Source organism: Tenacibaculum sp. (genome assembly GCF_048269885.1).
Taxonomy (GTDB): domain Bacteria; phylum Bacteroidota; class Bacteroidia; order Flavobacteriales; family Flavobacteriaceae; genus Polaribacter.
Map to the genome: position 1 here is coordinate 81864 of NZ_JBLWTZ010000007.1, position 25225 is coordinate 107088.

General features: G+C 33.1%; 24 protein-coding genes and 2 tRNA genes. 13 read left to right on the top strand and 13 right to left on the bottom strand.

Annotated elements, in window-relative coordinates; genetic code table 11:
* The first annotated feature begins 8 nt into the window (after positions 1 to 8).
* On the top strand, positions 9 to 1661 hold the full coding sequence (locus tag ACN0WY_RS07140) for a G-D-S-L family lipolytic protein (protein WP_330487829.1): 1653 nt from the start codon (positions 9 to 11) through the stop codon (positions 1659 to 1661).
* A gap of 31 nt (positions 1662 to 1692) precedes the next feature.
* Here the strand turns inward: ACN0WY_RS07140 and ACN0WY_RS07145 are convergent, their stop codons facing one another.
* From ACN0WY_RS07145 to ACN0WY_RS07165, 5 genes are all read right to left on the bottom strand, one after another.
* Complete coding sequence (locus tag ACN0WY_RS07145) at positions 1693 to 1920, bottom strand: hypothetical protein (protein ID WP_330487830.1); 228 nt, start codon at positions 1918 to 1920, stop codon at positions 1693 to 1695.
* 135 nt (positions 1921 to 2055) lie between these two features.
* Positions 2056 to 3603 carry a glycine--tRNA ligase gene (locus ACN0WY_RS07150; RefSeq protein WP_330487831.1) on the bottom strand — a complete coding sequence of 516 codons (1548 nt, stop codon included), beginning with the start codon at positions 3601 to 3603 and terminating at the stop codon, positions 2056 to 2058.
* A 108-nt stretch (positions 3604 to 3711) separates the two neighbouring features.
* A complete protein-coding gene (locus ACN0WY_RS07155; RefSeq protein ID WP_330487832.1) occupies positions 3712 to 4590 on the bottom strand; it encodes a hypothetical protein in 879 nt (292 codons plus the stop codon).
* 51 nt (positions 4591 to 4641) lie between these two features.
* Positions 4642 to 5544 (bottom strand): hypothetical protein, encoded by a 903-nt coding sequence (locus ACN0WY_RS07160; RefSeq protein WP_330487833.1) that lies wholly within the window; start codon positions 5542 to 5544, stop codon positions 4642 to 4644.
* Between the two features lie 44 nt (positions 5545 to 5588).
* On the bottom strand, positions 5589 to 6149 hold the full coding sequence (locus ACN0WY_RS07165) for a class I SAM-dependent methyltransferase (protein ID WP_330487834.1): 561 nt from the start codon (positions 6147 to 6149) through the stop codon (positions 5589 to 5591).
* Between the two features lie 52 nt (positions 6150 to 6201).
* On the opposite strand from ACN0WY_RS07165, the gene ACN0WY_RS07170 reads away from it, so the two are divergent.
* Positions 6202 to 6894 carry a ComF family protein gene (locus ACN0WY_RS07170; RefSeq protein WP_330487835.1) on the top strand — a complete coding sequence of 231 codons (693 nt, stop codon included), beginning with the start codon at positions 6202 to 6204 and terminating at the stop codon, positions 6892 to 6894.
* Between the two features lie 54 nt (positions 6895 to 6948).
* Positions 6949 to 8544, top strand: a complete 1596-nt coding sequence (locus ACN0WY_RS07175) for an Ig-like domain-containing protein (RefSeq protein ID WP_417799932.1) — start codon at positions 6949 to 6951, stop codon at positions 8542 to 8544.
* Positions 8545 to 8652: 108 nt separating this feature from the next.
* On the opposite strand, the gene ACN0WY_RS07180 is transcribed toward ACN0WY_RS07175, so the two are convergent.
* Both ACN0WY_RS07180 and ACN0WY_RS07185 read right to left on the bottom strand, forming a co-directional pair.
* A complete protein-coding gene (locus ACN0WY_RS07180) occupies positions 8653 to 8871 on the bottom strand; it encodes a hypothetical protein (RefSeq protein ID WP_417799933.1) in 219 nt (72 codons plus the stop codon).
* Positions 8872 to 8881: 10 nt separating this feature from the next.
* Complete coding sequence (locus ACN0WY_RS07185) at positions 8882 to 9373, bottom strand: DinB family protein (RefSeq protein ID WP_330487838.1); 492 nt, start codon at positions 9371 to 9373, stop codon at positions 8882 to 8884.
* Between the two features lie 212 nt (positions 9374 to 9585).
* Between ACN0WY_RS07185 and ACN0WY_RS07190 the strand changes: the two genes are divergently transcribed.
* Complete coding sequence (locus ACN0WY_RS07190; RefSeq protein ID WP_417799934.1) at positions 9586 to 10542, top strand: helix-turn-helix transcriptional regulator; 957 nt, start codon at positions 9586 to 9588, stop codon at positions 10540 to 10542.
* Here ACN0WY_RS07190 and polA read toward each other — a convergent pair.
* Positions 10539 to 13361 (bottom strand): DNA polymerase I, encoded by a 2823-nt coding sequence (gene polA, locus ACN0WY_RS07195; RefSeq protein WP_417799935.1) that lies wholly within the window; start codon positions 13359 to 13361, stop codon positions 10539 to 10541. The two genes, ACN0WY_RS07190 and polA, sit on opposite strands and share 4 nt — an antisense overlap.
* A 172-nt stretch (positions 13362 to 13533) precedes the next feature.
* Between polA and ACN0WY_RS07200 the strand changes: the two genes are divergently transcribed.
* Together ACN0WY_RS07200 and ACN0WY_RS07205 are read left to right on the top strand one after the other, a co-directional pair.
* Entirely contained in the window at positions 13534 to 14757 is a 1224-nt protein-coding gene (locus ACN0WY_RS07200) for a metallophosphoesterase (protein ID WP_417799936.1), read from the top strand.
* Positions 14758 to 14844: 87 nt separating this feature from the next.
* Positions 14845 to 15138, top strand: coding sequence for a thioredoxin family protein (locus tag ACN0WY_RS07205; protein WP_099215056.1), 294 nt, complete (start codon positions 14845 to 14847; stop codon positions 15136 to 15138).
* On the opposite strand, the gene ACN0WY_RS07210 is transcribed toward ACN0WY_RS07205, so the two are convergent.
* Positions 15135 to 15764 (bottom strand): polysaccharide deacetylase family protein, encoded by a 630-nt coding sequence (locus tag ACN0WY_RS07210; RefSeq protein WP_417799937.1) that lies wholly within the window; start codon positions 15762 to 15764, stop codon positions 15135 to 15137. The genes ACN0WY_RS07205 and ACN0WY_RS07210 overlap by 4 nt on opposite strands.
* Before the next feature lie 4 nt (positions 15765 to 15768).
* Positions 15769 to 18882, bottom strand: a complete 3114-nt coding sequence (locus ACN0WY_RS07215) for a protein O-mannosyl-transferase family (protein ID WP_417799938.1) — start codon at positions 18880 to 18882, stop codon at positions 15769 to 15771.
* A 216-nt stretch (positions 18883 to 19098) separates the two neighbouring features.
* Between ACN0WY_RS07215 and ACN0WY_RS07220 the strand changes: the two genes are divergently transcribed.
* The 3 genes from ACN0WY_RS07220 to ACN0WY_RS07230 all read left to right on the top strand — a co-directional run bounded on the left by ACN0WY_RS07220 (position 19099) and on the right by ACN0WY_RS07230 (position 19904).
* Positions 19099 to 19169 (top strand) — tRNA-Gln (locus ACN0WY_RS07220).
* A 95-nt stretch (positions 19170 to 19264) separates the two neighbouring features.
* A tRNA-Gln gene (locus ACN0WY_RS07225) sits at positions 19265 to 19335 on the top strand.
* 86 nt (positions 19336 to 19421) lie between these two features.
* The gene (locus ACN0WY_RS07230) at positions 19422 to 19904 is read left to right on the top strand and encodes a DUF4252 domain-containing protein (RefSeq protein ID WP_417799939.1); all 483 of its coding nucleotides are present in this window, start codon (positions 19422 to 19424) and stop codon (positions 19902 to 19904) included.
* 97 nt (positions 19905 to 20001) lie between these two features.
* Here the strand turns inward: ACN0WY_RS07230 and ACN0WY_RS07235 are convergent, their stop codons facing one another.
* Positions 20002 to 20349: an arsenate reductase family protein gene (locus ACN0WY_RS07235; RefSeq protein WP_417799940.1), complete on the bottom strand. Its 348-nt coding sequence runs from the start codon at positions 20347 to 20349 to the stop codon at positions 20002 to 20004.
* 117 nt (positions 20350 to 20466) lie between these two features.
* Between ACN0WY_RS07235 and ACN0WY_RS07240 the strand changes: the two genes are divergently transcribed.
* From ACN0WY_RS07240 to ACN0WY_RS07255, 4 genes are all read left to right on the top strand, one after another.
* Positions 20467 to 20922, top strand: coding sequence for a DinB family protein (locus tag ACN0WY_RS07240; protein ID WP_330487847.1), 456 nt, complete (start codon positions 20467 to 20469; stop codon positions 20920 to 20922).
* 53 nt (positions 20923 to 20975) lie between these two features.
* Positions 20976 to 22124, top strand: coding sequence for a cystathionine gamma-synthase (locus ACN0WY_RS07245; protein WP_417799941.1), 1149 nt, complete (start codon positions 20976 to 20978; stop codon positions 22122 to 22124).
* A 123-nt stretch (positions 22125 to 22247) separates the two neighbouring features.
* On the top strand, positions 22248 to 22841 hold the full coding sequence (locus ACN0WY_RS07250) for a TetR/AcrR family transcriptional regulator (protein ID WP_417799942.1): 594 nt from the start codon (positions 22248 to 22250) through the stop codon (positions 22839 to 22841).
* Positions 22842 to 22892: 51 nt separating this feature from the next.
* Positions 22893 to 23378: an acyl-CoA thioesterase gene (locus tag ACN0WY_RS07255; RefSeq protein WP_417799943.1), complete on the top strand. Its 486-nt coding sequence runs from the start codon at positions 22893 to 22895 to the stop codon at positions 23376 to 23378.
* Positions 23379 to 23430: 52 nt separating this feature from the next.
* Here the strand turns inward: ACN0WY_RS07255 and ACN0WY_RS07260 are convergent, their stop codons facing one another.
* Positions 23431 to 24039, bottom strand: coding sequence for a superoxide dismutase (locus ACN0WY_RS07260; protein ID WP_047788194.1), 609 nt, complete (start codon positions 24037 to 24039; stop codon positions 23431 to 23433).
* A gap of 124 nt (positions 24040 to 24163) precedes the next feature.
* Positions 24164 to 25198, bottom strand: a complete 1035-nt coding sequence (gene fbp, locus ACN0WY_RS07265; protein WP_099215066.1) for a class 1 fructose-bisphosphatase — start codon at positions 25196 to 25198, stop codon at positions 24164 to 24166.
* Between the last annotated feature and the right edge of the window lie 27 nt (positions 25199 to 25225).

Genomic DNA, 25225 nt, shown 5'->3' on the forward strand with positions numbered 1-25225 from the left:
AAGAAACAATGAAAAATACAATTAAATATACTTTTTTGTCTGCATTATTTCTAGGGTTAGCCGCCTGTGATGTAGATAACACATTACCCGAAATAAAAGGGGAAGCAGAGAGTACCGTAGCATTACAAGCAGGAAGCGCAGATTTTTCAAAATACGTTGCTATCGGAGCCTCTTTTACAGCTGGTTTTACTGACAATGCTTTATTTAAAGCAGGGCAACAAAATTCGTTTCCAAATACCTTAGCTAAAAAATTTGCGATGGTAGGCGGCGGAGATTTTACACAGCCTTTAATGAATGATAATTATGGAGGTTTAATTTTAGCAGGAAACCCTGTATTACATCCAGTAACAGGAGAAAGGTTATTTGATGTAAGACTAACTTTTAATGGTGAAGGGCCAACCTCTTTAAGTAATGTTAATCCTATGGCAGTGTCTACTACAGATTTTGCATTGAACAATCCAACAGGACCGTTCAATAATGTAGGAGTGCCAGGAGCAAAGAGTACGCATTTTATTGCACCAGGATATGGTAGTTTAGCTAATTTTCCAGCAGCTGCAAATCCTTATGCTGTGAGAGTAGCTGGCAATACAAATGCTTCTATTATTGAATTGGCAGTTGGTCAAAGTCCAACATTTTTTACGTTGTCTGAGTTTGGAGGAAACGATGTGTTAGGGTATGCTATCTCTGGAGGAGACGGTTCTAGTCCAATTACACCTACCGCAACCTTTGATTTTGCTTTAAGTACGGTTGAAACAGCTTTAAAATCAACAGGAGCAAAAGGTGTAGTAGCAAACTTACCATATATTACTAGTTTACCTCATTTTACGACGGTACCATATGCTCCTTTAGATCCAAGCAATCCAAGTTTTGGTGCACAAATACCAACATTAAATAATGTTTTTGGAGCTATCAATGGAGTTTTTGAGGCTATTGGTGTTCCAGAAAGATCAATTGTATTTGCTACAGATGCTGCAAGTGCCGTTGTGATTAAGGATGAATCGTTGGAAGATAAAACGGCTCAAATTGTGGGAGCTTTGTTAGCAAGTCCTACGTTCCCTCCTTTCGTGGCGAGCTTTGGATTGCCTACCGATGTAACCACTTTACAAAAAGTAGCTGGGTTATTAGGTACTTATTATGGTCAAGCAAGACAAGCAACTGAAGATGATTTATTAGTACTGCCTAGCATGAATGTAATAGGGGAAGTAAACACAGATTCTGTTCAGTTTTTAATGATGCAAGGCTTACCAGGACAGTTAGCAGGAATGTTTTCTGTAGAAGGAGTGTCTTTACCATTAGAAGACAAATGGGTATTAGTTCCTAGTGAACAAGCAGAAATAAAAGTAGCAACAGATGCGTATAATACAAGTCTTAAAACAATGGCAGATACCAATGGATATGCTTTTGTAGATTTTAAAGCTATTTTAGAAGAAGCTTCTACAGTTGGGTTAGAGTTCGGAAATTACAATATGAATACTAGTTTAGTAACTGGTGGTTTAGTTGGTTTGGATGGAATTCACTTAACCGGTAGAGGGTATGCTTTAATGGCTAATAAAATGTTAGCTGCTATTGATGTTACCTACGGATCTAACTTTACTGTTGGTAAAGATGGTTTAGCCAAACCAGATGATTACCCAACAAATTACTCGCCTACGTTACAATAGTGCACTGTATATAAAATAAAAAAGCTGAAGATTACTCTTCAGCTTTTTTTTTGTCTTTATCAGAATTCATTACATATTTTTTATACTTGCCATCTTTGTATCTGTAATAGATAAATAAAGGCATTAATATAAAAGACATGTATAAAACGCCTAAGCCCATTACGACTTGAGCTTTAGGGTGCTCTGTGTTTAAAAGATAAGCCCCTACAATCATCCAAATTAAAAAGATGATGAATAATATTTTAAGTATAGTTTTCATCTATTTTTCTTAGTTTTAGTTTACTATTAAAGCTTCTAAGTAATGTTAAGGTTTGTAACGTTATTTACTATCGCAAAAATAAAAATCCCAAACCGTTACGTTTAGGATTCTTGTTTTATTTTGTCGTTTTCAGAGTTATGCTTCCATTTTTTGTAGCCAAGAGCGTACATCTACCTCTTGTTTAATAATGTTGCTTAATTCTTCTATTTTAACACGTTTTTGTTCCATAGTATCTCTATGACGAATGGTAACAGTATGGTCTTCTAAAGTGTCATGGTCTACAGTAATACAAAAAGGTGTACCAACAGCATCTTGACGACGATATCTTCTTCCAACAGCATCTTTTTCATCATAAACAACATTGAAATCCCATTTTAAATCGTCCACAATTTTACGAGCTACCTCAGGTAACCCATCTTTTTTAACCAACGGTAAAATAGCGGCTTTAGTTGGAGCTAATACTGCTGGTAATTTTAAAACAGTTCGTGTAGAACCATTTTCCAACTCCTCTTCTTGTAAAGAATTAGAGAAAACAGCTAAAAACATCCTGTCTAAACCAATTGAGGTTTCAACTACATAGGGAACATAACTTGTATTATCTTCATGGTCGAAGTACTGAAGTTTTTTACCAGAAAATTTTTCATGCTGACTCAAATCGAAGTCAGTACGCGAGTGGATTCCTTCTAGCTCTTTAAACCCAAAAGGAAAATTAAATTCAATATCAGCTGCAGCATCAGCATAATGCGCTAGCTTATCATGGTCATGAAAGCGATAATTTTCTTCTCCCATACCTAAAGACATATGCCATTTTAAGCGGTTCTCTTTCCATTTTTCATACCACTCTTTTTGAGTCCCTGGTTTTACAAAAAACTGCATTTCCATTTGCTCAAATTCACGCATTCTAAAAATAAACTGACGTGCTACAATTTCATTACGAAAGGCTTTACCTGTTTGAGCAATTCCGAAAGGAATTTTCATACGCCCAGTTTTTTGTACGTTTAAGAAGTTTACAAAAATACCTTGTGCGGTTTCTGGACGTAAATATACCTTAGTAGAACTGTCTGCAGAAGCGCCAAGTTGCGTACCAAACATTAAGTTAAACTGCTTAACTTCTGTCCAGTTTTTAGAACCTGAAACAGGACAAGTAATACCTAAGTTTATAATTAAATTTCTAAACCCTTCTAAATCGTTTTCTTCTTGCACTCTTGTAAGTTCAAGAGTTATCTCGTCCATTTGTTTTTGACGTCTTAAAACATTTGGATTGGTACTTCTAAATTCATGTTCATCAAAAGCATCTCCAAAACGTTTTTTTGCTTTAGTGATGTCTTTTTGAATTTTTTCATTAATTTTTTCTCTGAAATCTTCAACTAAAACATCTGCTCTATAACGCTTTTTAGAGTCTTTATTGTCAATTAAAGGATCGTTGAAAGCATCAACGTGGCCTGAGGCTTTCCAAGTAGTTGGGTGCATTAGTATTGATGCGTCAATACCTACAATGTTTTCGTGCATTTGCACCATTGCTTTCCACCAATAATCACGAATATTTTTCTTTAATTCTACTCCGTTTTGAGCATAATCATATACCGCACTTAAACCATCGTAAATTTCAGATGACTGGAATACATATCCGTATTCTTTTGCGTGTGATAATACTTTTTTAAATTGATCTTCTTGTTTTGCCATGTTGCAAAAATAAAACAAGGATTTAAACTAAAGGTATGTAAAAAGAAAAAAGTGAAGAATTAATTAAACTCTTCACTCTTTAGTTACATTTTTTATTTTTAACAACTCTTATCGTAAATTTATGGTAGTATTTCCTGAATATACACCATCAACAAAAGCACTAATAGTATACTTTCCTTTTTTAATATCGTCTCTATTAACTAAAACTAAAGAAACAAGACTTAAACGGTTGTTGTTATAGTTAACTTCAAGAGAGTCTGTATACTGAACTTTTTGCCCGTTTTTTAAGTCAGTTTTTCCTTTAGGAGCGACTACTTTTTTATTTTCATCAATAATTTGAATATAAACATTTTTTTCACCAGCAGTAGTAATTGGGTTTTCTAACAAATCGAAATTAATTCTGAAAGCATCTGTCCTACTCGACCTACTTGTAGAGGTTAATTTACCACTACTACGCTCTTTCATAGCAATAGCCCTTACAGGACTAGTTTTAATAACTCCGCCAATTGCTACTTTGGCTTCCAACTCTTTGTTTTTTTCTGTTAAAGTTTCATTTACACTATCTTTTTGCTGTAAAATTTCGTTGGCGATAACATTTTCTTGTGTTAAGGCTTCATTGGCACTATTTAGAGAGTCTATTTGAATGAAGAGTTTTTTGTTTTCGCGTTCTAAACTAGCAATCCTTCTTCGGTATTTTCCAATAAGACCAAAATTATCAGATTTTAATTCTTTTATAGAGTCTCTTAAATTTTTCATTTTTGTTAACTCTATTTCTAGTCTATCAGCTAAACGTTTTTTACCAATTACAACATCGGTGTAGTCTTTAATCATTTCGTCGAGATCTTGTTGTAACTCGGCTTTTTCTTCTAAGAATATGTTTTGAAGATTTTTGTTTTCATTTGACTTTTGAAATGAGTAATAAAAAAGGAAAAGTGATAAGATAATTAATACTAAAATTGAAACATTCTTGGTTTTTTGTTGATTCATGATTTAGGGGGGGATTGATTATATTAAGTTATTTATTAATTTGAGTGTTTTTTATTTAAGTGCTAAAGATTTATTGCCAGTAAGAATACCATTTACAAATGTGTTTATATGATAAGTGCCTGCACTAATTTTACTATCCACATTTACAAAAGAAATCATAGATAGTTGTTTGTTGTTATATTCTGCAATTAAAATATCACTACACCATATTTTTTTATTGTTTTGTAAACTTACTTCTTTAATGGGGGTAATAACGTTCTTGTTGGTGTCTATTACTTGAATATAAACTTCTTTAGGGCCAGGAGATGCTATTTTGTTTTCTAACAAATCAAATTCTATTTTAAAGGCATTCACTTTGTTAGATCTGGAGGTTGAGGTAAACCTTCCATTTTTTTTCTTCTTCATAGCTTCTGCTTTTATAGTAGAAATTTCAATAACTTCTGCAGTAGCTATTTTCTTTTTTAAGGCTTGTTTTTCTTTGCTTAAAAAATGATTTATATTGGTGAGTTTTGCATTTTGTTTTTCTTTAACTAATAGGGCTTCTTGAACACTATCGTTTTTTGTAATTAATTCATTGTTAATTGAATTAAGGCGGTTTATTTGAGTAAAAAGTTTTTTGTTTTCCTCAATAAGTATCCCAGTTCTTTTTCTGTAGTACCTAATAAATTTATAGTCTACTTCCTTTAAGTTTGTTACAGAGTCTCTGAGTTGAATTACTTTATGAAGTTCACCTTTTAGCTTTAATGAGTACTCACTTTTCTTATAACTAGCCTCTTCATAGTCTTCAATAATAGTTGTTAATTCACTTTCAAGTTCCTTTTTTTCAAGCTCAAAAACAGCTTTGAGTTCAGAGTAATCTCTGGCGTTTTCATAAGATAAAAACCCAATAACAAGTATTAGTAAAATTAAAAAGGCAATGAAGCCGTTGTTTTTTATTTTTGAGACAGGCATCATTTTAGGGGTTGTAATGAGGGTTATGCTCTGTGCTAATATACTATTTATTTTTTAACACATTTGTAAATAAAAGCAGGGGGAAAATTTAGAGGCTCAAAGCTTAAATTAATTGCATTGCCGAAGACTTCTTTCAGTTTTTTATAATAGGTTAAACTGTACTGATATTGAATAAAAAGCCCAGTAGTAGTTAAAAAGTTATAGCTTTTTGTTAAGATGGAGTGCGATATTTCTTTAGGAATTATAGTTAAAGGTAAACTAGAAACAATATAGTCTGCTTTTGTATAGCCTAACTTTTCTATTTCTAACTTTATGTTTTCGGCAGAAGCTTTTAAAACAATTAATTGGGAGTGATTTATTTTTTTTAACTCCTGGTAAAAAGCATCGTTTATTTCAAAGCAAATAAGTATGGTCTTTGGGTGGAGTTTTTTTAAAATATATTGAGTTATAGCGCCATTTCCAGGGCCTAGTTCTACAATAACTTCAGCCGTTTTAAAGTCAATTTCTTTTAGCATTTTATGTGCCAAGTATTTAGAACTTGGAACAATTGTACCTGATGTTTTGTAATTTTTTACGGCTTCTTTGAAAAAATTAAACTTTTTACTCAAAATATAACTTCTGTTGTTTTTTGTATCTTTCTGTTAAAAAAGGCTTGTAAAGATGCAATTTTTAAAAGAGATATTCTATTTATTCTATCCCAATTTATGTGTTAATTGTGAAATAACGTTGTTACAAAATGAAACATTCTTATGTACTATCTGTAAAAACGACTTACCAATTATAGACGATAATAAGCATATAAATGTTACATTAATGTCAAATTTTTATGGAAAAGTGCCTATTCAAAATGTCCGTTCTTTTCTTTTCTACAAAAAGAATGGAGTTACTCAAAAACTGATCCATGAGTTAAAATATAAAAAGCAGCAGGCAATAGGGGTATTCATAGCAGACTGGTTTGGTGAGAAGTTAAAAATAATGAATACGTTTGCAGAGGTAGATTACATTGTTCCCGTACCTTTACATTTAAAAAAGCTTCGAAGTAGGGGCTATAATCAAGTAACTATGTTTGGTGAACGATTGAGTGATATTTTAAGCATAGAGTATATACCAAATGTTCTTATTAGAACCTCTAAAACAACAACACAAACCTTAAAACAACGATTTGAACGATTTTCTAATAGCAACACAAAATTTAAGCTTGTTAATACCACTCTTTTTGAGAATAAACATGTTTTACTGATTGATGATGTTATTACTACAGGAGCAACATTAGAAGCTTGTGCAAACGAGCTTTTAAAAACAAAAAACATTACAATTAGTGTTGCAACGATGGCGTATACACAAAAAGACTGATACCATTCCATCTTAATTTACTACTTTTGAAAATGGATTTTAAACCATTAATTTGTGAAAAATAAACACTTTATCTTAGTAACTCTTTTCGCTTTTTTAATAAGTAGTTGTGCACGTAAAGGACGACCTGAAGGAGGTCCTAAAGATGAAACTCCACCTATAATGGTTACTGCAAATCCTCCGTATGAAACGATTCATTTTAAAGAGGATAATATTCGTATTTATTTTGATGAGTATATTATTTTAAAAGATTTGCAAAAACAGTTGGTTGTTTCTCCTCCAATGAAAAACCCGTTATTAATTACGCCTCAAGGAACACCGAGTAAGTATATTAATATTAAAATATTAGACACATTACAACCAAATACTACCTATACTTTTAACTTTGGGAATGCTGTTCAGGATAACAATGAAAACAATAAGTTAGAGAGTTTTAAATATGTGTTTTCAACAGGAAATTATATTGATTCTTTAAAAATTAAAGGTGCAGTAGCTGATGCTTTTGATAAAAAAGAAGTAAAAGAAGTAAGTGTGTTGTTATACAAGCTCGATAGTACCTACAATGATTCTATTGTTTTTAAGAAAAAACCAAACTATGTAACAAGTACTTTAGATTCTACAAATTTTGAGTTTAGTAACCTGCGTGAAGGAAAGTATTTAATGTTAGCGTTAAAAGAACCATCAAACGATTATATATTTAATAGTAGAACAGATAAAATAGGTTTTGTAATAGATACAATTACGTTAGCTAAAGATACTTTACTAAACAAACCCATTCGTTTTTTTAAAGAAATTCAGCCGTATAAATTTAAAAGAGGAAAAGAGGTTACAAAAGGAAAAATTCAGTTCGGTTTTGAAGGTAAGCAAAAAGACATGACTATTGAATTGCTATCGGAAGTTCCACAAGATTACAAATCATTTACTCAGTTTGAGGAAGATAAAGATACACTCAATTATTGGCATACACCTATAGAGAAAGATTCCTTAAATTTTATAGTGAATAACCAAAATTTTAAAGACACTGTAACCGTGTTTTTAAGAAAAAAGAAGATCGACTCTTTATCTGTGTCATCTAGTGTAAGTGGCATTTTAAACTTAAAAGACACCATGTTTATCCAAACAAACAACCCAATTGTTTCTTATGATAAGTCAAAGTTTTCATTGATTGATCAAGATACTGTTGCTGTCCCTTTTGAGTTGAAAAAGCAGTCGATTAATAAACTGGCTGTATTGTTTGAAAAGAAACCTAAATATGGATACATTTTTAAAGGGGTACCCAAAGGAATAATTGATCTTTATGAAACGACAAACGATACGTTAGATTATAAATTCACAACGCGTACTGTAGAAGATTATGGAAGTATTGTATTGGATGTTAAAAATGAAACAGAATCTCCTGTTATTATTGAACTATTAAGTCAAGATAAGGTCGTAGAGAAAAGATACCTTACTTCGTCTAAAAAAATAGAATTTACCCTATTAGATCCGAAAGAATATAGTGTTAGGGCTATAGTTGATAAAAACAACAATCGTATGTGGGATACTGGAGATTTCTTGTTAAGAAAACAGCCAGAGCAAATTATCTATTTAGAAACTGTGTTTAAACTAAGGGCTAACTGGATACAAAATGAAACATTTGTAATAAAATAGATAATACCATCTTGAAAGAATAAAGAAACCGAATAAAGAAACTAATTGCTTCTCTATTCGGTTTCTTATTACATTATACTTTGTTGTTTCTAGAAAATATTGCCGTTTTTACAACAATTCTTCACAATAAAAACCATGATGTTGTATTGCTTTTAAAACGGCATCAGCTTTAACCATTTGAGTCTCTACCCGAAGAATATTGTCACAATCTTCTAAGTCAAAATTCCAGCGGTCATTTTCGGTAATCAAACGATTTAAAGTAGGTTGAACAATTTTAATTTCTTTGTTTTTTGTAACGGATGTTTTAAATACCAAAACTGTTTTCATTTTAGCTTGATTAACGTTCATAAAAAAATGGAGGTTCAATACCTAAAGCACGTAAATACACATACGCTTGTCCGCGATGATGGATTTCATTATCAATAAAATAAAAGATGGATGACCAAACTGTACCTTCATATTGACCAAAGATTTTAATGTTTTGTTGAAACTGCTCTGGTTTTATCTTAGCCCAATAAGTGTTTATTTCATCTGTAGCCTTATCCCAAAATTCAAGAATTTTTGCTTTTTTGTTGCCGTGATCGACCTCTTCAATTAATTCTTGAATTTCTCCAGTAGCAATTTCTTTAATACCCGGACCTGCTATACCCAAAAGTTCCATAACCATCTCAGCAAAAGTACGCATACCTCCTATAGAGTAATTAAAAAAGGCTTCCTCAGGAAAAGCTTCAATAGTTCTTCGGGTTAGACCTCGATGCCCTTGCCAATGTGCTAATAACTCAGAAGGTGTAATTACTTGTTCTAATAATGTGTTCGTTGTTGATTCCATAATTGTAATTTTTATTATTTGAAACCAAAAATACTATGGGGTGGTGACAGCTTTATGTCAGCAGGAAAAAATAAATTTTAAAAAAGACTATTGACAAGCGGTTGTCACTTACTGTATGTTACTTTGTACAAAGTATCGTTATTATGTTGAAGCTAAAATTTAAAAAATACTTCAGCCTGAAATCCTATCTTTGGGAAATATGTTATCACATTATGAGTTTAGACACGGTAAAACGTTTTGATAGAATTGTAGCCATTCTTATTCAGTTACAATCTAAACGTATTGTAAAAGCACAAGAATTAGCTGACAGATTTGAGGTAAGCCTACGTACCATTTATCGTGATATACGAACCCTTGAAGCATCAGGAGTACCCATTATAAGTGAAGCAGGAGTTGGTTATTCTATTATGGAAGGATACCGTTTGCCACCTGTTATGTTTACTAGAGAAGAAGTAGGAAGTTTTGTAGCTGCCGAAAAACTAATGCAGAAGTTTGTAGACAAATCTTTAGGGAATTACTACGAATCTGCTATGATGAAGCTAAAATCAGTGTTGCGCGGTCGTGAAAAAGATTGGATTTCTGCCTTAGAATCACAAATATTGGTGGATCCTACAAATAAATTGTTTAATGATAGTCTGCCAAATGCACTTGAAACCTTGTTTGAAAGCATTGCAGAAAAAAGACAGGTATTTTTAAAATATCAAGCATTAAATAGAGAAGCACCTTCTGAACGTTTTGTGGAACCTGTAGGGATTTATCACGAATCAGGATTTTGGTATGTATTGGCTTTTTGTCATTTAAGAAGCGATTACAGACAGTTTAGAACCGATAGAATGTTAGCGATAAAATCAACCCAATATAATTTTACTAGAGAACACATTACGTTAGATGAATATCGCAACCAGCATGAAAATATACCCAAAACAAAAGTTGTTATTTCTGTTGATAAAAGTGTGGTGCGATATATTAACAATAGCAAAATGCAACATGGTTTTGTCTCTGAAAAGGTAAAAGGAAACCAAGTAGAAATGACATTCATGACATCTTATATAGAGCACGGTTTTTCCAGATGGTACATGGTGTTTTCAGATTATGCCAAAATCATTGAACCAGAAAGTTTAAAACTTCAGGTAAAAGAGATTTTAGCAAAGGCAATTGCTAAACTTTAATGCGCTTCTAACCAGTTTGCTCCTGTATCTATTTCAACATCTAACGGAACGCTCATTTTAAAAGCGTTTTCCATTTCCTGTTTAATAATCGGTTTAATAGTATCCAATTCATCTTTATGTGCGTCAAAAACCAATTCATCATGTACCTGTAATAACATTTTCGACTTAAAGTTTTCTTGTTCAAATCGTTTGTAAATATTAATCATGGCAAGTTTAATGATGTCGGCAGCAGACCCCTGAATAGGAGCGTTTACCGCATTCCTTTCTGCAGCACCACGAACAATAGCATTTCGAGAATTGATGTCTTTTAAATAACGACGACGATGTAATATCGTTTCTACATATCCGTGTTCACGCGCAAAATCTACCTGCTTAGAAATATAATTTCGTAGTTTTGGATAGGTTGCATAATAGGTATCAATCAACTCTTTCGCCTCTTTACGAGACAAATCGGTTTGATTGCTCAATCCGAAGGCAGAAACGCCGTAAATAATTCCAAAGTTTACCGTTTTAGCATTGCTACGTTGTTCACGGGTTACCTCTTCAATAGGAACGTTGAATACTTTTGCAGCAGTAGAAGCGTGAATGTCTTCACCATGTTGAAAGGCTTTAATCATCGTTTCTTCTTCACTTAAAGCAGCGATAATTCGTAGTTCAATCTGACTGTAATCAGCCGCTAACAATACATAGTCTTCATTTCTCGGAATAAAGGCCTTACGCACTTCTTGTCCGCGTTTTGTACGAATAGGAATGTTTTGTAAGTTCGGATTGTTAGAACTTAAGCGTCCTGTAGCTGCAACAGCCTGAGCGTATACGGTGTGCACTCTTCCAGTTTTAGGGTTAATTTCATTAGGAAGTGCATCAACATAAGTACTTTGTAATTTTTTATACTGACGATATTCTAAAATATCAGCAACTATTTGATGGTCTTTAGCTAAATAAGAAAGGACATCTTCTGCTGTTGAATATTGACCTGTTTTAGTCTTCTTAGGTTTGTCAACTAGTTTTAGTTTATCAAACAAAATAGGACCTAATTGTTTAGGTGATGCAATGTTAAATTCTTCACCGGCTTGTTCGTATATGTTTTGTTCAAGTTGTGAGATGTCTTTAGATAAGGCTTTCGAAAGTGTTTTTAAGAAATCAGTATCTAAATTAATACCTTCAATCTCCATAGCTGTTAGTACAGAAACTAATGGTGTTTCTACTTCGTTGAATAACTTCGTAACATTACCACTTTCTAGCTCTTTAGAAAAATGCTCTTTTAACTGATAGGTAATGTCTGCATCTTCAACAGCATATTCGGTTTGCTTAGGGAGTTCAACTTGTCGCATTGAAAGTTGATTTTTACCTTTTTTACCAATCAATTCTGTAATAGACACAGGTTGATAGTTTAAGTAGGTTTCAGCAAGCACATCCATGTTGTGACGCATATCAGGATTGATAAGGTAATGCGCAATCATGGTGTCAAACAAATTCCCTTTTACAGGCATGTTGTAATTTGATAATACTTTAATATCGTATTTTAAATTATGACCAATTTTTTCAATGGTTTCAGCTTCAAAAAATGATCGGAACTCTTCTAGAATAGTCTTTGTTTCTTCTTGATCTTCTGGAAATGAAACATAGTACCCTTTACCTACTTCCCATGAAAAAGCAATTCCAATTAGCTCAACTTCTAAGGCTTTTAATCCGGTTGTTTCCGTATCAAAACACACAGAACTTTGTTGCATTAATTTCTCTAACAATAATTTTCTTGAAAGAGGGGTCTCTACTAATTGATAGAAATGATTTGTGTTTTCAATGGTTTTAAAACCGTTAATATTTGTGTCTTTAGTAGTGCTTCCACTACCAGGAGTTGCAAATAAATCAAACTGACCTGCGGTACTAGCCTTTGTTGTTTTAGGTTTTTCAGTCGTGGTAGTAGTTTCTTCAGAAGGAGCAAATGTTTTTAAGAAATTTTCGGTTAAACGACGAAATTCTAATTCAGTAAAAATTTCTTTGGTCGCTTCAATATTGGGTTGCTCAAAAACCAATTTATCCAATTCTAACTCAACAGGAACATCTAGCATAATGGTCGCTAGTTTTTTAGAAAGCAAGCCTAATTCTTGATTGGCTTCTACTTTTTCTTTCATTTTTCCTTTTAGCTCATGTATATTTTCAAACAAGCCTTCCATACTTCCATAAGCGGCAATGAATTTTTTGGCTGTTTTTTCACCAACACCAGGCAAACCAGGAATGTTATCAACAGCATCACCCATCATTCCTAAAAAGTCAATTACTTGTAATGGGCTTTCAACACCAAACTTAGTTTTTACTTCTTCAATACCCCATTTTTCATATCCATTTCCCATACGAGGTGGACGGTACATAAAAATATGTTCAGAAACCAGTTGGGCAAAATCCTTATCTGGCGTTACCATATAGGTGTGAAGCCCTTCTTTCTCGGCTTTTTTAGCAAGTGTTCCTATAATATCATCAGCTTCATACCCTTCTTTTACAATGGCAGGAATATTCATGGCTTCTAATATTTTTTCAATATAAGGCACTGCTAAACGAATAGCTTCAGGAGTTTCTTGTCGGTTTGCTTTGTAATCTTCAAAAGCTTCAACGCGGTCAGTACTTCCTCCTTTGTCAAAGCAAACGGCTAAATAATCTGGTTTTTCACGCTTTATTACATCTAGTAAAGAGTTGGTAAACCCCATAATAGCTGAGGTGTCTAACCCTTTTGAATTGATACGTGGGTTTTTTATAAAGGCATAATATCCTCTAAAAATTAACGCGTATGCGTCGAGTAAAAAAAGTCGTTTATAATTTGCCATGTTGTGTTTTGAGCCTGTTGAAATAAAATATTGATACCGATGTGTTTACAAAAAAAGTAGAAAAACTATTGTTTCTATGAACTTTGGAGGTAAAGCTACAAAACTTTAACAAGATGTTAAAAATCAATTTTAAGAATCGCAGTATCTTTGTTTCTCCTTAAAAATGAAATAGATGTCTCGTTGGTTAGTTACAGTTATTATAATATCCGCAATAATTATTGTGTTTGAAGCGTATGCTTTTCAAGCAATCAAAACACTTACAAGAAGTAAACTTATTCGTTATGGATGGTTGTTGATTGGGTTGTTAGCTTACATACACTTTTTTTATGTAATTTTTGGTTACGATAGGAGTTCAGGGCAAACAAGAGAATTTCAATGGGCAATGGGTATGCTTTTACTTGTTTTGGTTCCTAAAGTGGTAATTTTCTTATTGATGTTTGGAGAAGATGTAGTTAGGTGGTCTCAAAAAGGAATCTCGTTTTTGTTCAAAGAAGAAACCAAAGACTTGGTTGGTAGAAGAGCTTTTATATCAAAACTAGCCTTAGGGTTGGCAGCACTACCATTTGCAAGTATGCTATACGGTATTTTTAAAGGAAAATACAATTACAAAGTACTAAAATATCAGTTAAGCTTTAAAGATTTGCCTGAGGCTTTTGACGGACTTACCATATCTCACATTACCGATATTCACTCAGGGAGTTTTGATAATAAAGAAAAAATAAAATATGGAGTAGACTTAATCAATCAGCAACAATCTGATATGATTTTATTTACAGGAGATATTGTAAATAATTTTGCTTATGAAATGGACGATTGGATGTCTGTGTTTTCTGAATTGAAAGCTCCTATGGGAAAATATTCTATTTTAGGGAATCATGATTATGGTGATTATTCTGATTGGAAAACACCAGAAGATAAAAAAGCAAATTTTCAGGCGGTAAAAGAGATTCATCCTAAAATAGGATTTGATTTATTGTTAAATGAGCATAGATATATTGAAAAAGATGGGCAAAGAATAGCATTGATAGGAGTAGAGAATTGGGGAAAGGGTTTTAACAAAGCAGGCGATTTGCATGTAGCTTCTAAAGAAGTGCAACAAGACGATTTTAAAATTTTGCTATCGCACGATCCAAGCCATTGGGAATATAAAGTAAAACAAGATGACTTTAATTATCATTTAACCTTAAGTGGACATACGCATGGTTTACAGTTTGGTATTGAAATTCCTGGTTGGATTAAATGGAGTCCGTCAAAATATGTCTATAAGCAATGGGCAGGATTGTATAAAGAGTACGATAGGTATATTAATGTAAATAGAGGTTTTGGATATCATGCCTTTCCTGGTAGGGTAGGAATTTGGCCAGAAATTACGGTAATTGAGTTAAAAAAAGCCTGATTTTCAGTATTTTTAAGAATTTGATACTAATTACCTAACAAAAAATTAGTAATTTTAGACTCTTTAGTGATTAAACGTATGCAAAAGATGACAAAGTTTGGTGAAATTATAAGCATTAACAAACCTGTGTTAATCGATTTTTATGCAGATTGGAGTGAGTTAGAACCTAGTTTAGACACACTTCGTGATGTAGCTGCTGCATTAGGTGATAAAGCCAAAGTAATTAAAATAGATATTAAAAAGAATGAAATTCTTGCCGATGCCTTACGAGTTAAGGGGAATCCTACTTTTATGATTTATAAAAACGGTGAGATGAAATGGCGTCAAACAGGAGAGCAAGACGCAAATACCCTAATAGGATTGGTTCAGCAGTTTGTTTAAGTGATTGCTTTAAAGTTATACCCTCTTTGCGAAAATTCTTTTAAAACTTTTGGAAGCGCATAATACAAGTTGTCGCTAGCTTTTATACTGTCGTGAAAAACGATGATACTCCCATTCTCAACGTTTTTAAGTACGTTTTGCAAACATGTTTCCTTCGTGATAGTCGGGTCAAAATCTGCTGATAATACATCCCACATAATAATTTTATAACCACTAGCAAGAAGTTGTTTAGCTTGTTTTCTCTTTATTTTTCCGTACGGAGGACGAAATAATTTTGTTCTTTGATCAGGTAATAAGCTTTCACATTTACTCGTGTTTTCAATATAAGCCGTATTACTGTTTTCCCAGCCGTTTAAGTGATTAAAAGTATGGTTTCCTACCGAATGTCCTTCGTTAACTATTCTTGAAAAAACAGCAGGGTGTTTTCGAACATTATCACCAATACAAAAAAAGGTGGCTTTTGCATTGAATTTATTCAATTGATTAAGTACAAATTCAGTAACCTCAGGAATAGGGCCATCATCAAAAGTGAGGTATATTTCTTTCTTATTGGTAAAAAAAGACCACGTATACTTAGCAAAAAGTTGTTTAAGTATACGTGGTGTCTTTATAAAATATAACCTCATTAAATTAAGGTTTAATAGTGTCAAGTTCTTGAGGTAGTTCAGGTTCGTCTTCTGGCATTAAACGCTCAAATAAACGTGCATGAGTTAGGTAATTTTCAAAAAACTTTTTACCATACTCTTCATCTTTGTCGTATCGAGTAATTTGCTGAACTAAGTTTTGATACATGTACAAAGCTGTTTCTAAGTTGTCAATAATTAAACCAATATCTTCACTTTTAAAGGTGTCGTAATAGATAAGTTTTTGCTGAAAAATATCAGCCAAAGTTTCAGCCGTTTCACGAGCTTTTTCAATATCACCTATACGATAATATAACTCTGGATAACCTAAAGAGAAGTTGTAGTGATCAAAATCTTTGATAGGCATTTTGTGTAAGGATAAATCTAATACATCTTTTGCGTTTACAGAATCTCCCTTCTGTAAAAACTCTTCTGATAAACGAATTAAGTTATTACGTAATGAAATTGCGTTACGCTTACTTTGTTCATCTAAGTATATTTCACCATTGTTAATGGTTTTCCAATCCCATTTTTTAACATTGTCATACATTTTTTCAGGATCTATGCGTCCCATGTCAAAAATTGTTCGCCCTTTATTAGAGGTTTTAATAGGGACTAATTTGTATGCCATTCCATCTAATTGTAAGTAATCTTTTAACCAAATGTATTCTTCGTCTGCATTGGCACCACCAGTAAAGTAAATAGGTCGTTTCCAATCGAAATTATTTAAGATATCTAGCATTAAAAGGCGTGCTTTTGACAAAGCTCTATTATCTACTGTAATATCAATGTAATCTACTATTTTATCAGCATCTTTTTGTGCTACTAACCCAGTTTTTAACGCATTTTCTTTGTTAACAGGAATGCGAATTTTGTTAGTTGGATAGAATTTTTCTTTAGCACCATCTCCTGCGTCTAAATAAGTAGCATCATTATCGCTAGCTATCCAACGCATAAAATCTTTTATGGTAAGCAAAGAATCTTTTAACTGAGGAAGAGGGTAGTAATATGCCATGTCCAAGGTTCCATACTTATATTGATCGTGTGTTAACTGTGACGGAATTGGCTCAGCATCGTAGGTTTTCTTTTTCATTTGGTCGATGTACCAATCTGTTTGAAAAAGACTTGTGTTTACTATTTTAATATCTCTTCGAATACCCTCTACTTGCTGCATGTACCAAAGAGGGAAAGTATCGTTATCTCCAATAGTAAAGATGATTGCATTTGGGTCACAACTCTCTAAATAGGTTTGTGCATTTAATTGTGCTAAATAACGATCAGCTCTGTCGTGATCATCCCAATTTTGGAAGCCCATTAAAGCAGGGACAGCTAACAATGAAACCACTGAAACAGCGATAGCTACCACTTTTTTGCTAGCATACTTTTTAAAGTAATCATAAAGGGCAAGCACTCCGAAACCAATCCAAATAGCAAACACATAAAACGAACCAACTACCGCATAATCACGTTCACGAGGTTCAAAAGGCTTAGGGTTGGTGTAAAATATAATAGCTAACCCAGTAAACAAAAAGAACAGTGTTAACACATAAAAATTCTTTTTATCTCTATTGAGCTGATATAACAAACCAATAAGCCCTAAAATAAAAGGTAAAAAGAAGTAGGTGTTGCGTCCCTTGTTGTTTTTAACATCATCTGGTAGTTTTTGCTGTGAGCCTAAGCGGGCTTCATCAATAAAATCAATACCACTTAACCAGTTTCCATTTTCAACATCTAAATGTCCTTGAATATCGTTTTGGCGACCTACAAAGTTCCACATAAAATAGCGCCCGTACATATATCCGAATTGAAAATCAACCATGAATTTGATGTTTTCTAAAAACGTTGGACGTCTTTTACTTCGTGCAGGAATACCCGCAATACTTTTGTATTGTTGCTCAGAAGCAGGATTTACCATACGAGGAATAAATCCTTTGTGTTTGCTTGAGTAATTAGGAAGTACGTTTTTGTATTTGTTAACAATAACATACTTACCATCTATTTTTTCATACTTAGGCTTGTCGTCTTTATAAGGATTGTCGGCATCTTGTTCTCTATCATAAGCTACAGAATAGTAATTATCATAAAAAACATTAGAATCACCGTATTGTTCACGGTTATAATATGCTAATAATTCGCGGGCACTTGATGGGTTATTTTCATTAATAATGGTATCAGCATTCGCACGAATTGGTAACATTAACCAAGAGGAGAATCCAACCATGATAAATAATACAGATAGTATCAAGGTATTTGCAGTCACCAAGCTTTTCTTACGTGTATATTTTAATCCGTAAAAAAATAAAACGATTAAAATAATTCCAGCAATAATGGTTCCTGAGTTATAAGGTAATCCCACTTGGTTGATAAAAAATAGTTCAGCAACACTAAAGAATTTTAAAGTAAAAGGGAATAAAAACTTAAACACAAATGCTAAGACGAGTATTGCAACTAGGGTAGCAATTGCCGTTGTTTTGATGTTGATGTCTTTATACGTTTTAAAGAAATATACCAAAACGATAGAAGGAATTACTAATAAAGATAGTATGTGAACCCCAAAAGAAAGTCCAACTACAAAACTGATTAATACCAACCATTTATTTCCTCTAGGAGTATTTAATTCACTTTCCCAACGTAATCCTAACCAAAATAGTAGCGCCATTAAGAAAGAAGACATAGCATACACTTCCCCTTCAACAGCACTAAACCAAAAACTATCTGAAAAAGTATACGCTAAAGCACCTACTAATCCGCTTCCTAATACAGCAATAGCTTCATTATTACCCAGTTTTCCATTTTTTATAGCCATTCTTCTAGCTAAATTGGTAATTGTCCAAAACATGAAGAGGATGGTAAAAGCACTTGCCAATCCAGACATAAAATTGACCATTTTTGCCAACTGACTAGGATCACTAGTAAACATAGCGAAAAAAGCACCTAACATTTGAAACAAAGGAGCACCAGGAGGGTGTCCAACTTCTAAATTTACAGCAGTTGCAATGTATTCTCCACAATCCCATGAACTCACAGTAGGTTCTAGGGTTAAGGTATAAGTGATCAACGCTACCGCAAACGAAACCCATCCTAAAATGATGTTCCACTTTTTATAGTTAAACTCAGTCATAGTTTTTTATCTAGATATAAAGTACGAATGTATTAATTACTAATGATTTTTTCGTTGAAAACAAAAATATAATTTTAACAGTTTCTCTAAAATAACCTCCTATATAAAGTTCTGTTAAATGAAATTTTTGAGGTTGAAAAAGAAGTAAACGAAAAAAAGCACAAAAAATTTGCTGAAATAAAACTTTGTTTTATATTTGCACCCGCAATAAGCAATTGGCCTATGGTGTAATGGTAACACACCGGTTTTTGGTACCGATATTCAAGGTTCGAGTCCTTGTAGGCCAACAAAATCCTTACGAACTTCGTGAGGATTTTTTTATAAAAAGTGTTTAATGATTTCTAAATATAAAACTTTGTTTTTATATTTGCACTGTAAACATTGGCCCATGGTGTAATGGTAACACACCGGTTTTTGGTACCGATATTCAAGGTTCGAGTCCTTGTGGGCCAACTAAAAAGTCTTAACTGAATAAGTTAAGGCTTTTTTGTTTGTAACAAATTTATGCTGCAGTCGTCTTCAATTAAAACACTCTTATTATGAAACGATTTGCAACCATCTTTTGCTGCCTTTTTGTGTTAAGTTCTTTTGCGCAAAAAGAAAACTTTAAAACATTTTACCAATCTAATAAAGATAGAGCAGAGGTATCTTTAAATATTCCTAGTTTTTTTGCCAATATATTCATCTCTGATGAAGATACTGATGAGTTTGGGGTCTTCTTAAAGAAATCTAAAAACTATAAAATCATGGTGTTTAATGACAACATGGCTTCTGTACAAAAAGATTTTCAAAAGTTTGCACGAAGAAATAAATTGAAAACTTTAGTAAGAGTCAAAGATGGTAACGAAAGAGTTACGGTGTATTTTAGAGAAACAAAAGACCGTATTAAAGAAATTATTGTCAACGTTCACGATAAAAGTGACGAAATGGTATTGTTAGGAATTAAAACCAACCTTACCATGGATGAATTATCTGCTATGGTAGAAGCATCTACAAAAAATAAAAGCATAGCTTCAAATTAATAAAGCTTTCTATATTCCTTGAGCGTAGTCGAAGGGAAGTATATAAATTAGCATTATAGAAAACTCCGACATTTTACAGTCGGAGTTTGTTAGTTATTTAACCCACAAGTTCTTTTAAGTTTTCTACTACCTTTTTACTGTTTCCAATAAAAATTTGGTCATCAACAATAAAAACGGGGCGTTTTAAAAAGGTATATTCATCTAAGATATATTGTTTGTAATCAACTTCCGTTAAATTCTGGTTCTTTAAATCCATTTCTCGATACAGTTTAGCACGCTTGTTGAATAAACTTTCGTAGCTATCTGTTAACTCACGCATTTCTTCTAATTGGGCAACGGTGATTGGGTTGGCTTTTATTTCTTGCTTTTCAAAACCGTCAAGATTTACGTCTTTTAAAATTCTTCGACAAGTATCACAGGTTTGTAAAAAATACACTTTCTTCATCTGTTTACGTTTTATTGTATTAGCTATAATTTAGTTTTAACCATTAAATAACAAACACTCATTGCAGGTTTTCATGGCTAAATAGGTATCTTTGAAATAGCTAAAATAAGTAGAAAAATGAACAAACAGTTTGAAGTTTTAAAAAGATCAAGAGACTTAGTTTTAAAAAGAATCGAAGGTTTATCATTAGAACAATTGCATATAACTCCTGAAGGGTTTAACAATAATATTGCTTGGAATGTAGCACATTTAGTAGTTACACAGCAATTATTACATTACAAATTATCTGGATTGGATTGTTTAGCGCCTGATGAGTTAATTGAAGGATACAGAAAAGGAACCTTTCCTACCAAAGATTTTACTGAAGAAGAATTTGAAGAGGTAAAAGAACTATTAATTGGTTTGCCAGAAACCTTAGAAGAAGACTTTGAAGCAGGTATTTTTAAAGAGTATCAAGAATACGAAACAAGCACAGGTTTTGTAATAGATTCTTTTGAAAGTGCTGTAGCCTTTAATAATCTACATGAAGGAATGCATTTAGGAATTATTATGAACTTGAGTAAATTGGTTTAGAGTTTTAATAATTTGATGTTGTTTTTGGAGTAAGCATCAACCAATGTTAACAGATGAAATTCAATACGAAAACCATACATGGAGGTCAACAACCTGAAGAAGCTACAGGTGCAGTTATGCCTCCTATTTTTCAAACGTCCACTTATGCACAATCGAGTCCGGGTGTGAACAAAGGATATGCGTATTCGCGTTCAGCGAATCCAACACGTACTGCTCTAGAAAACGCATTTGCCGCTTTAGAAAATGGAACACACGGATTTGCTTTTGCTTCTGGTTTATCGGCGATAGATTGTGTATTACGAACGTTGAATCCAGGTGATGAGGTCATTGCAGGAGATGATATTTACGGAGGAACGTATCGAATGTTTACCAACATGTTTGAAAAATACGGATTGCAATTTCGGTATGTTGATATGAACGAAGTGGCGAACGTAACCAATGCTATTTCTGAAAACACCAAACTCATTTGGATTGAAACACCAACCAATCCACTAATGAAAATTGCGGATATTGAGGAAATTACCAAAGCGGTAAAAACAATAAAGAAAAATGTTGTAGTAGCGGTTGATAATACTTTTGCAACCCCGTATTTACAGCGTCCGTTGGATTTTGGAGTTGATATTGTAATGCATTCGGCAACTAAATATTTAGGTGGGCATTCCGATTTGGTAATGGGAGCTTTGATAACTAAAAATGCGGAGTTGGCTAAGCAATTACATTTTATTCAGTTTGCAGCAGGAGCTATTGCAGGACCTATGGATTCGTTTTTAGCACTGCGTGGAGTAAAAACCTTGCACTTACGTATGCAGCGTCACTGTGAAAATGGAAAAGCAGTAGCACAATATTTATCAGCACATCCAAAAGTAAGTGAAGTCTTTTATCCGGGATTAGGAAGTCACCCAAATCACGAAATCGCCAAAAAACAAATGGATGATTTTGGAGGCATGGTTTCTTTCCGTTTAAAAGATGAGAGTAAACAAGCTGCTTTGACTTTTTTAGAAAATACTAAAATTTTCACCTTGGCTGAATCGTTAGGTGGTGTAGAAAGCTTGGTAAGTCACCCAGTAACCATGACACACGCATCCATTCCTGAAGCTGATCGTTTAAAAATAGGAATTACCGACTCTTTAATTCGTTTGAGTGTAGGGGTAGAAGATATAGACGATTTATTGGCTGATTTAGAACAAGCGCTTTCAAAGTAGAAAGACTATTAAAAATAAAAACGAAAAATCCGAAGTATATAAGCTTCGGTTTTTTTATTCTATAAAACAAAATATACCGTTCAGTATATTTTTATATATTTGTATCTCAAACTTTTTTGAAAAGTGTCTAAATCAGAAAGAACAAAGGCTTTTATCATAGAAACCGTAGCTCCTATTTTTAATAAGAATGGTTATGCAGCCATGAGTTTATCAAAAATAACAGAAGCGACTGGTTTAACCAAAGGAGCCATTTACGGACATTTTGAAAACAAAGAAGACTTAGCCATAGCATCATTTAAGTTTTCAGTAAGAAAAGTGCTAAAAGACCTTAATGAAACTGTTAATAGAGGGAAGACGCCTTTAAAGATGTTATTCAATGTGGCACTTTTTTATGAAGGTTATTATGAATATAATCAACAATTTGGCGGTTGCCCTATTTTAAATATTGGTGTAGATGCTAACAATCAAAACAAAGTAATAGCTCAATTGGTTCAATCGTACAATCACAGAATTTTAGAGCAGTTTTCTCAGCTAATTGAAAAAGCAAAAGAAACTGATGAAATTAAAAAATCAATAGATAGTATGTTGTACGCTAAACGCTTTTTTTACATGATTGAAGGAGCGGTGTATATGACACATATTATGAAAGATGACAGTTACTTAAAAGATGTATCTGCAGTATTACAGCAAATCATAAAACAAGAATTACAACAATAACTATTTTTTTAATCAGAAATATACCGATTGGTATATTTTAAATTTAATACCATGGAAATACCAAAAATTTTAGAAAGCAAAACAAAAATCAGATTCCAAGATTGCGACCCTTTCAATCATTTAAATAACGCATCCTATTTCAATTATCTTATCAATGCTAGAGAAGATCAATTAATTGCTAATTATAACTTAGATATTTACCAACACGGAAAAGAAAGAGGAAAAAGCTGGGTGGTAGGTTCACATCAAATAGCGTATTTAAAACCGGCAACCTTAATGGAAACCGTAACGATAGATTCTCAGCTAATCAATTATGGCGATAGAAATTTGTTAGTTGAAATACGTATGTGGAACGAGGATAAGACTGACTTAAAGGCGATACTTTGGAGCTCTTTTGTGTATTTTGATTTGATAAAATTAACTTCAGCAAAACATACAGAAGATTTATTAGAATTATTTGAAAAAGCCGTGTTGCCAATCACACAAACAAGTTTTGAAGAAAGAACAAAAAGTTTTCGATTACAAAAAACGGTATAAAAAAAGACCTGCATTTTTGCAGGTCTTTTGTATTTATTGCTAAAGCTATTAATTATTTAGCAGCAGCATATCTTCTTTCTACTTCGTTCCAGTTGATTACTTTAAAGAAAGCTTCAATATAATCAGGACGACGGTTTTGGTAGTTTAAGTAATAAGCGTGTTCCCAAACGTCTAATCCTAAAATAGGAGTTCCACCACAAGTAACACCTGGCATTAATGGGTTGTCTTGGTTAGGAGTAGAGCAAACTTCTACTTTTCCTCCTTTGTGTACACATAACCAAGCCCATCCTGAACCAAATTGTGTAGCAGCTGCCTTAGAAAAAGCATCGATAAACGCTTCTTTTGAACCAAACTCAGCTTCGATAGCATCTTTTAATTCTCCAGATAAATATCCTCTATCTTCTGGGTTCATTACTGTCCAGAATAAAGAGTGGTTGTAAAAACCACCACCATTGTTACGAACACCAGCGTTGTTCATATCTAAGTTAGTTAAAATATCTTCGATAGATTTTCCTTCTAAATCAGTACCTTCAATAGCAGCATTTAATTTAGTGGTATATCCGTTGTGGTGCTTGCTATGGTGAATTTCCATAGTTCTAGCATCTATATGTGGTTCTAAAGCGTCGTAAGCGTATCCTAATTCTGGTAAGTTAAAAGCCATAATTATTTGTTTTTTAATAGATTAATTTTTTCGTTTTTCCGAATGTAAATTTAACCCAAAAAAATAAGGCAAACAACTGTTTGCCTTAGGGATAATTTATTTGAGTATAAATAATAACTATTCTTTAATAGGTTGGCTTTTCATCAGCAGAAAATTCAGTCATAAATTCTTCAGCTTTTTCAACCATTTGTATACTACCACAATAAAAAGGTACACGTTGGTGTAACTCGGTAGGTTTAATATCTAAAATACGAGTAAAACCATCAGAAGCTTTACCACCTGCTTGCTCACAAATAAAAGCCATAGGATTACATTCGTATAACAAGCGTAGTTTTCCTTTAGGTGTTATAGCAGTTGCAGGATAAATATAAACACCACCCTTTATCATATTTCTATGGAAATCTGAAACTAACGATCCAATATAACGAGCTGTGTACGGACGGTTATCTGCTTCGTTTAATTCTTTACAGTGAATTAAGAAACGTTTCATTCCTTCTTGAAAATGCGTAAAATATCCTTCACTTACCGAGTAAATTCTACCAATTTCAGGATAACTCATGTTAGGGTGCGATAAGTAAAAAGTACCAATAGCAGGATTTAAGGTAAATCCGTTTACGCCATTACCAGTAGTAAACACTAACATGGTTGAGGTACCATAAGCTACATAACCCGCGGCTACTTGTTCGCTACCTTTTTGTAAAAAGTCTTCCTTGGTAACAGGAGTTCCCACTGGAGAAATTCTTCTGTAAATAGAAAAAATAGTTCCTACAGAAACATTTACATCAATGTTAGATGATCCGTCTAAAGGATCCATTAACAACACATATTTATTTTCGTTGGCTTTGTTTTGACCTTCAACAATTACAAAATCGTCTTCTTCTTCACTAGCAATACCACAAACAATCTCACGATTAATCAATGTTTGTTTAAATAAATCGTTGGCTAAAACATCTAACTTTTGTTGTGCTTCCCCTTGTACATTAATATCACCAGCAGCTCCAGTAATATCAACCAATCCTGCTTTTCTAATTTCGTGGTTTACTACTTTAGCAGCTAAGCGGATAGAATTTATTAAGCGAGATAATTCACCAGAAGAATACTTAAAGTCTTTTTGTTTGCTGATGATGAACTCACCCAGCGTCATATGCTTGTTACTCATGTCAAATTTTTGTGTTGTGCGTACAAA

Excerpts from the sequence above, each read along its gene's own strand:
- ACN0WY_RS07155 (WP_330487832.1), bottom strand. The coding sequence starts at position 4,590 with ATGAATCAACAAAAAACCAAGAATGTTTCAATTTTAGTATTAATTATC.
- polA (WP_417799935.1), bottom strand. The coding sequence starts at position 13,361 with ATGGCAAATTATAAACGACTTTTTTTACTCGACGCATACGCGTTAATT.
- ACN0WY_RS07185 (WP_330487838.1), bottom strand. The coding sequence starts at position 9,373 with ATGGAATCAACAACGAACACATTATTAGAACAAGTAATTACACCTTCT.
- ACN0WY_RS07140 (WP_330487829.1), top strand. The coding sequence starts at position 9 with ATGAAAAATACAATTAAATATACTTTTTTGTCTGCATTATTTCTAGGG.
- ACN0WY_RS07170 (WP_330487835.1), top strand. The coding sequence starts at position 6,202 with ATGCAATTTTTAAAAGAGATATTCTATTTATTCTATCCCAATTTATGT.
- ACN0WY_RS07215 (WP_417799938.1), bottom strand. The coding sequence starts at position 18,882 with ATGACTGAGTTTAACTATAAAAAGTGGAACATCATTTTAGGATGGGTT.
- ACN0WY_RS07180 (WP_417799933.1), bottom strand. The coding sequence starts at position 8,871 with ATGAAAACAGTTTTGGTATTTAAAACATCCGTTACAAAAAACAAAGAA.
- ACN0WY_RS07190 (WP_417799934.1), top strand. The coding sequence starts at position 9,586 with ATGAGTTTAGACACGGTAAAACGTTTTGATAGAATTGTAGCCATTCTT.
- ACN0WY_RS07230 (WP_417799939.1), top strand. The coding sequence starts at position 19,422 with ATGAAACGATTTGCAACCATCTTTTGCTGCCTTTTTGTGTTAAGTTCT.
- ACN0WY_RS07145 (WP_330487830.1), bottom strand. The coding sequence starts at position 1,920 with ATGAAAACTATACTTAAAATATTATTCATCATCTTTTTAATTTGGATG.
- ACN0WY_RS07255 (WP_417799943.1), top strand. The coding sequence starts at position 22,893 with ATGGAAATACCAAAAATTTTAGAAAGCAAAACAAAAATCAGATTCCAA.
- ACN0WY_RS07240 (WP_330487847.1), top strand. The coding sequence starts at position 20,467 with ATGAACAAACAGTTTGAAGTTTTAAAAAGATCAAGAGACTTAGTTTTA.
- ACN0WY_RS07235 (WP_417799940.1), bottom strand. The coding sequence starts at position 20,349 with ATGAAGAAAGTGTATTTTTTACAAACCTGTGATACTTGTCGAAGAATT.
- ACN0WY_RS07150 (WP_330487831.1), bottom strand. The coding sequence starts at position 3,603 with ATGGCAAAACAAGAAGATCAATTTAAAAAAGTATTATCACACGCAAAA.
- ACN0WY_RS07160 (WP_330487833.1), bottom strand. The coding sequence starts at position 5,544 with ATGATGCCTGTCTCAAAAATAAAAAACAACGGCTTCATTGCCTTTTTA.
- ACN0WY_RS07260 (WP_047788194.1), bottom strand. The coding sequence starts at position 24,039 with ATGGCTTTTAACTTACCAGAATTAGGATACGCTTACGACGCTTTAGAA.
- ACN0WY_RS07200 (WP_417799936.1), top strand. The coding sequence starts at position 13,534 with ATGTCTCGTTGGTTAGTTACAGTTATTATAATATCCGCAATAATTATT.
- ACN0WY_RS07210 (WP_417799937.1), bottom strand. The coding sequence starts at position 15,764 with ATGAGGTTATATTTTATAAAGACACCACGTATACTTAAACAACTTTTT.
- fbp (WP_099215066.1), bottom strand. The coding sequence starts at position 25,198 with ATGAGTAACAAGCATATGACGCTGGGTGAGTTCATCATCAGCAAACAA.
- ACN0WY_RS07205 (WP_099215056.1), top strand. The coding sequence starts at position 14,845 with ATGACAAAGTTTGGTGAAATTATAAGCATTAACAAACCTGTGTTAATC.
- ACN0WY_RS07245 (WP_417799941.1), top strand. The coding sequence starts at position 20,976 with ATGAAATTCAATACGAAAACCATACATGGAGGTCAACAACCTGAAGAA.